The organism is Mesorhizobium sp. M7A.F.Ca.CA.004.12.1.1, assembly GCF_003997835.1.
In the GTDB taxonomy this organism is placed as follows: Bacteria; Pseudomonadota; Alphaproteobacteria; order Rhizobiales; family Rhizobiaceae; genus Mesorhizobium.
Genome location: NZ_RZRK01000371.1, coordinates 1 through 5,889, shown reverse-complemented (window position 1 = coordinate 5,889; position 5,889 = coordinate 1). Strand labels below are relative to the sequence as shown.

Annotated in this window: 7 protein-coding genes and 1 pseudogene; 5 read left to right on the top strand and 3 right to left on the bottom strand. The window is 64.6% G+C overall.

The window, feature by feature from the left end; translation table 11 throughout:
- A partial coding sequence (locus EN984_RS19665) for an NAD(P)H-dependent oxidoreductase (RefSeq protein ID WP_245480086.1) occupies nucleotides 1-261 on the bottom strand: 261 nt, incomplete at its 3' end.
- 111 nt (nucleotides 262-372) lie between these two features.
- Here EN984_RS19665 and EN984_RS19660 point away from each other — a divergent pair.
- Nucleotides 373-1,323: a LysR family transcriptional regulator gene (locus tag EN984_RS19660; protein ID WP_127276274.1), complete on the top strand. Its 951-nt coding sequence runs from the start codon at nucleotides 373-375 to the stop codon at nucleotides 1,321-1,323.
- Here the strand turns inward: EN984_RS19660 and EN984_RS19655 are convergent.
- Entirely contained in the window at nucleotides 1,262-1,882 is a 621-nt protein-coding gene (locus EN984_RS19655; protein ID WP_127270137.1) for a TetR/AcrR family transcriptional regulator, read from the bottom strand. The genes EN984_RS19660 and EN984_RS19655 overlap by 62 nt on opposite strands.
- A gap of 66 nt (nucleotides 1,883-1,948) precedes the next feature.
- Between EN984_RS19655 and EN984_RS19650 the strand changes: the two genes are divergently transcribed.
- Both EN984_RS19650 and EN984_RS19645 read left to right on the top strand, forming a co-directional pair.
- Nucleotides 1,949-2,374 (top strand): VOC family protein, encoded by a 426-nt coding sequence (locus EN984_RS19650; protein ID WP_127270139.1) that lies wholly within the window; start codon nucleotides 1,949-1,951, stop codon nucleotides 2,372-2,374.
- A 130-nt stretch (nucleotides 2,375-2,504) separates the two neighbouring features.
- Nucleotides 2,505-3,608 carry a helix-turn-helix transcriptional regulator gene (locus EN984_RS19645; RefSeq protein ID WP_127270141.1) on the top strand — a complete coding sequence of 368 codons (1,104 nt, stop codon included), beginning with the start codon at nucleotides 2,505-2,507 and terminating at the stop codon, nucleotides 3,606-3,608.
- 76 nt (nucleotides 3,609-3,684) lie between these two features.
- Here EN984_RS19645 and EN984_RS19640 read toward each other — a convergent pair whose 3' ends face one another.
- Nucleotides 3,685-4,632, bottom strand: coding sequence for a trypsin-like peptidase domain-containing protein (locus EN984_RS19640; RefSeq protein ID WP_127270143.1), 948 nt, complete (start codon nucleotides 4,630-4,632; stop codon nucleotides 3,685-3,687).
- Between the two features lie 169 nt (nucleotides 4,633-4,801).
- On the opposite strand from EN984_RS19640, the gene EN984_RS19635 reads away from it, so the two are divergent.
- On the top strand, nucleotides 4,802-5,674 hold the full coding sequence (locus tag EN984_RS19635) for a S1C family serine protease (protein ID WP_127271164.1): 873 nt from the start codon (nucleotides 4,802-4,804) through the stop codon (nucleotides 5,672-5,674).
- An 8-nt stretch (nucleotides 5,675-5,682) separates the two neighbouring features.
- A pseudogene (locus tag EN984_RS19630) lies at nucleotides 5,683-5,889 on the top strand (helix-turn-helix transcriptional regulator); the annotation flags it as partial.

Here is a 5,889-nt window from a genome sequence, read left to right as displayed (position 1 = left end):
CTGGCCGACACCAAGAGCTGCACGCTGGAAGGCGGCGTTGTCGGCGACGAAGCGGCCGGCACCATCACCATCAACATCACCAAGCCGGATGCCGCTCGCGTAGTCGGCGTCGATATGAGGGAGCGGATTGGCGACGAGGTCGCGCACGACGAGCGTGTTCGACGGATCGGCGGCGACGAGCTTTTCAGCGAATTCGGTAGCGATGCGGGTCGAATGGGAGGCGGCGCCGCGCGGGCTCGAAGTGATGAGAAGAATGGACATTTTGGGCTCTCCAGCGGTTGGAATGATTTGTCCCGCCAGATATGGGACTTTCGATCCATTCAATAAACTGGTATACTTTCTATACGATCCATCTATAAGTTAGATATCACGATGCGGCCCAATCCGACGCTCGATCAACTTCAGATCTTTGTGACAGTCGCCGAAGCCGGCAGCTTCTCGGCCGCCGGCCGCAGGCTCAACCGGGCACAGTCCGTCATCAGCTACGGCATAGCCAATCTCGAGGCGCAGCTGGGGCTGAAACTGTTCGAGCGCGAGGGTACCCGCGAGCCGCAACTGACCGAGATCGGCCGGGCGATGCTGGAGGATGCGCGGCGCATGATCGGTGTGCTGCAGCGCATCCGCTCGCGCGTCGACGGCCATCATCAAGGGCTCGAGGCTGAAGTCGCGCTGTCGGTCGACGCAGCGTTGCCGTCGCCGGTGCTGGTGCGGGTGCTGAAGGCGTTCGAGGCGCAGTTTCCGACCGTGATGCTGCGCCTGCATATCGGTACGCTCGGCCTGATCCCCGATCATGTCGTCAGCGGGCAGGCCGACCTTGGCATTGGCGGCCTGCTGGGCGATGTCGATGTGCATCTCGTGCGCATCGGCTTCATGTCGATCGTGCTGGCCGCCGCGCCCAGCCATCCGCTGGCCCTGCTGCCGAAGCCGGTGGCGATCGAGGATGCGCGCGAACACACGCAGCTTGTCGTCACCGACCAGTCGGAGCGCACCAAGGGGCGCGACTTCGGCGTCTTCGCCTACCGCACCTGGCGGCTGACGGATGTGCGCACCAAGCATATGCTGATGCGCGAGGGGCTGGGTTGGGGCGGGCTGCCGCGCTGGCTGATAGCAGACGACCTGGCGAGTGGCCGGCTGGTCGAAATCGACCTCGAATCCTTCAGGGAGGTGAGTTCGCCGCTGTTTGCCATGCACCGCAACGATCGCAGCCCGAAGCCCGCGGCGGCCTGGCTGATCGACCAGTTCAAGCGCCAGCTCGGCTGCTTCAACGAGTTCGAACCGGGCGAGGTGCCTGAGGAAGAGACAGGCCATCGATCAGTGCCATGAGCACGGCGCGGTAGTCCTGAGCTGACGCACCGGCCTCGATGGCCAGGGCGGCACGATCGAAGGCGGAGCCGAGCAGCGCGGTCAGCGCGTCGGCCGGCAATCTCGTCATCGTCTGCGCCCGCATCGCCGCGACCAGCCCTTCGCGCAGCGAACGGTTGCCGTGGCGGTTGTCGATCGCGTCCATGACGGCGCGGCCAAGCACGGCCGGGCCGTCGAGCAGCAGCAGCCGCGTGCGGCCGGGCGCGCGCATCGCAGTGAGATAGGCGTCGGAGCCGGCAATGAGCGCGTCGCGGGCATTGAGCGATGGCGGCGAAGCGCGCTCGATCTCCTCAGCCACCGCCATCGCCTCCTGCTCGACCACGGCGGCAAACAGCGCCTGCTTGTCGGCGAAGTGATGGTAAAGCGCGCCGCGCGTGACGCCGGCGGCAGCGACGATCTCCGGCGTGCCGGTCTCGGCATAGGATTTTTCGGTGAACAGCTTTCGTGCCGCGGCAATCAGGTCGGCGCGCGTCGCCTCGGTGCGGTCACGGTTGGAACGACGCGCGGAATCGCGTTGCATACATGCAGCCTGTATGTTAAATGAAGTTACATGCAGACTGTATGTTAATCGACGGGAGAAGGAAAGATGAAGACGACGAGCTATTACCCGGTGCTGATGACCGGCGACGTCGCCGGCACGACGGCGTTCTATATCGAGCATTTTCGCTTCCAGCCGCTATTCGAAAGCGACTGGTATGTGCATCTGCAATCGGTGGAGGACAGAAGAGTCAATCTCGGCATCGTCCAGGGCGATCATGAGACGATCCCGGAAGAGGGGCGCGGCCGCGCGTCGGGCCTGCTGATCAACTTCGAGGTGAGGGACCCGGATGCGGTCTATGAACGGATCGTCGCGGCCGGGCTGCCGATCCTGCGCTCTCTACGCGACGAACCCTTCGGCCAGCGCCATTTCATCACGCGGGATCCCAATGGCGTGCTGATCGACGTGATCAAGCCGATTCCGCCGAGCGAGGCGTTTCTGGCGCAGTACGCGGAGGGGGCGGTGGGCACCTGAACGATGTTTTCGTGTTGGCTGTTTCCTACGCAATTTATGATCATCCGGTAATGCCAAGCCGAGAAAGGTTTGATTTCTGAGCAGATGTGCGATGCAATCATGCGAGTGCAGGTGGCGAGCGGACCATTGAATGACCGAAGATCTTGTCGATCGAATTTATGAAGCGGCGTTCGTCCCCGATTTATGGCCAGACGTCTTCGACAGGTTGAGCGAACTGTCGAACTCGGCCGGAGGCGGTATGGGTTTATTCGATGATCGGCTGGACCCGATGCTCATCGCGTCGGACCTGGTCCGGCCGATACTGGAGGGCATCTCTGCGGAAGGCGGGTTCAAGAGCAGCAGTGTCTCCCAACTCCTGCTGACGCTGCCCCCACCCTCGGAATTCGTCTACGACGCGGATTACTTCCCCAAGGAGGCGCTCGAGAACAATCGGACGCGGCTCGACCGGACGCTGCCATTGGGAATCGGTGGCGAAGTCGGTACGTTCATATCCCTGCCTACAGGCGAAGTTCTGTTGTTTACGATGGAGCGTTGGCTGACCAATGATCGGCCATCCCGAGACGAATTGGACCAGCTCAACCGCATGAGGCCACATTTGGCGCGCGCCGGCCTGATTGGTGCGCGCCTGCGGCTGGAACGAGCGCGCGCTACGACTACGGCGCTTGCGGCGATCGGCCTGCCGGCCGCGGTGATGACGAGCAGGGGACGCGTTCTGGCGACCAATCAACTGCTTGACGCTCTGCCCCTTGTGTTCGTGCCGACGGCCCGTGATGGGCTCGCCCTTGCCGATGCCAAGGCAAACAAGTTGTTTCAGCAGGCGATTGCAAGCGGGACTGGTGACGCTGCGTCGGGTCGCTCCGTGCCCATAGCGCCAAGCGAGAATAGCGAGGCCATGATCGTTCACCTCATCCCTCTTCGCCGTCTGGCGCACGAACTTCTCTCAGGCGCCGACATACTGATCGCAGCCACGGCTCTCAACCCGACGAATCTGGTGCCTTCGCCGACCATCCTGACGGGCCTTTTCGACCTCTCGCCGGCCGAGGCGCGATTGGCGGCGGCATTGGCATCGAGGGATAGCCTTGGTGTGGCGGCGACAAGCGCCAACATCACCTATCGCACGGCCAGCACGTATCTTGGTCGTATCTTCGACAAGACAGGCACGCATCATCAGGCGCAACTCGTAGCTCTCCTGAAGGGAGCCTATGTCGCCGTTGCTCCCTCGAAGGGGGAGTGAGCAACGGCGGCCTTAAAGTCTTTGTGTTGATACATGTCGTTGTCCCAGAACCGCGGCACACTTCTGGGTGACTGCACTAGCTTCGCGCAACCGGCATCACCGTCACCTGGCTGACGCCGGTGCGGCGCACCACGGTGCATTGTGTCTCGCGGCCGATGCGCTCGGCGTCGAGCACGCGCACCAGGTCGTCGACGCCGGTGACCGGGCGGCCGTCTATTGCGGCGATGATGTCGCCCTCCTTCAAGCCGGCCTTGGCCGCCGGGCCATCCTTCTCGACGCTGCGCAGCCGCACCGCTGTATTCGTCGACACTTGCGACAGGAGCGCGGCGCGTCGCGGCAGATTGACGGTGTCGGCCGAGACGCCGATGAAGGCGCGGCGCACGCGGCCGAAGCGGATGATCTCCGAAATGACGAAATTGGCGGTGTTGGAGGCAACCGCGAAGGCGATGCCTTGCGCGCCATGGATCATGGCGGTGTTTACGCCGATGACCTCGCCGGCCGACGATACCAGCGGTCCGCCGGAATTGCCGGGATTGAGCGCTGCGTCGGTCTGGATGACGTCGTCGATCAGCCGGCCGGTGGAGGCGCGCATCGAGCGGCCGAGCGCGGAGACGACGCCGGAGGTGACGGTCCATTCGAAACCGAGCGGGTTGCCGATTGCAATGGCGATCTGGCCGCGCCGCAGCCGCTTGGAATCGCCCAGCGGTGCGACGTCGGCAAAGCTGCCGTCGGCGCGCACCAGCGCGATGTCGGTGTCGGGATCGCGGCCAAGAACACGCCCTTCTCTCGAAGCGCCGTCCGGCATCGAAACGCGCACCGTCCTGGCATCACCGACGACATGGAAGTTGGTGACCACCAGCCCGTCCGGCGCAATGACGAAGCCGGAGCCATGGCCGCCCTGACCGCCAACGCGCTCGATGCGGCAGACGGCCGGACCGATGCGGTCGACCGCGTCGGCAACCGTCGTCGAATAGGCGTCGAGCAACGTGTCATCGGTTTGGAATTTGGCGACGGCGACGGCCATGGGAGGGCTCCGTGTGTTCAGGCTTGATCGTGACTATATGTGCGGAGCGGCTGGAACCGCAGCGACCTGACCAGATGGCCAGTCAAACCGGCAACTAGCCGTCAGGCGAGTACCCGCGGACGCGCTGTCGAGCGATATCTGGGGCATGGATGAACCCAGGAGACCATTAATGAGCGATTTCAATCTGAGCGCGTTTTCGCAAGCCGTCGCCGATCTCGCCGCCAAGGCCGCGCCGGCAACGGCTGGCTTCGCTACGCATCATCACCGCACGGCAAGCGCCTTCCACTGGCGTGACGGCTATTTCGTCACCGCTGAAGAGGCTGTCGAGGCCGGCGAGGAGATCGATCTGGTGTTGGCCTCGGGGGAAACGGTGAAGGCCGAGCTGGTTGGCCGCGACCCTTCGACCGGTGTTGCCCTGCTGAAGCCGGCGGAGGCCGTCAGCGCCGCGCCGCTGGCCAAGGCCGATGCGGTGCGGCCGGGCAACATCGCCATTGCCATCGGCAGCAGCGACGGTTCGGCTTTGGCTGTTTCGGGCTCGGTGGGCGAAGTCGGCCCGGCCTGGCGCTCGATGCGCGGCGGCACCATCGACCGGCGCATCAATCTTGCCGTCGGCGCCGGCGGCCGTTTCGAGGGCGGCCCGGTTCTCGACGCCAAGGGTGCGCTGATCGGCATGCTGTTGTTCGGACCGCGTCACCGGGCGCTGGTCATGCCTTACGAGACGATCGAGCGGGCGGTCGCGACCTTGCGCGAAAAGGGCCATGTCGCGCGCGGCTATCTCGGCGCCGGCCTGCACCCGGTACGAGACCGCGACGCGCAGGGCGCAATGGTGATGAGCCTCGATGACGAGGGTCCCGCCAAGGCCGCCGGTCTCTCTCTTGGCGATATCATCGTGGCGTGGAACGGTGAGGCGGTGCACGGCCCGCGGGACCTGATCCGCAGGCTCGGACCCGACAGTGCCGGCGCTTCGGTGACGCTCGGTGTCGTGCGCGGCGGCGAACAGCGCGATGTCGTGCTGACAATCGGCGAAAAGCCGCTGAGCTGAGGGCATCCATGGACACGCTCACCAGCGACAGGATCATGCATGACGGTGCCGTCTCGCGGCGGCTGGTGGTGCTGATTGCGCTTGGCGATGCGTCACGCGCCGAGCGCCTGGCGGCCTCGCTGGCCGCGAGCGATGACCTGCTGCCGGTCGTGGCCGGCGGTGGAAGAGCCGACGTCGCCATCGTTGACGACAGCATTGGTGATGGCGTGCCGGCC

Excerpts from the sequence above, each read along its gene's own strand:
- EN984_RS19660 (WP_127276274.1), top strand. The coding sequence starts at position 373 with ATGCGGCCCAATCCGACGCTCGATCAACTTCAGATCTTTGTGACAGTC.
- EN984_RS19655 (WP_127270137.1), bottom strand. The coding sequence starts at position 1,882 with ATGCAACGCGATTCCGCGCGTCGTTCCAACCGTGACCGCACCGAGGCG.
- EN984_RS19650 (WP_127270139.1), top strand. The coding sequence starts at position 1,949 with ATGAAGACGACGAGCTATTACCCGGTGCTGATGACCGGCGACGTCGCC.
- EN984_RS19645 (WP_127270141.1), top strand. The coding sequence starts at position 2,505 with ATGACCGAAGATCTTGTCGATCGAATTTATGAAGCGGCGTTCGTCCCC.
- EN984_RS19640 (WP_127270143.1), bottom strand. The coding sequence starts at position 4,632 with ATGGCCGTCGCCGTCGCCAAATTCCAAACCGATGACACGTTGCTCGAC.
- EN984_RS19635 (WP_127271164.1), top strand. The coding sequence starts at position 4,802 with ATGAGCGATTTCAATCTGAGCGCGTTTTCGCAAGCCGTCGCCGATCTC.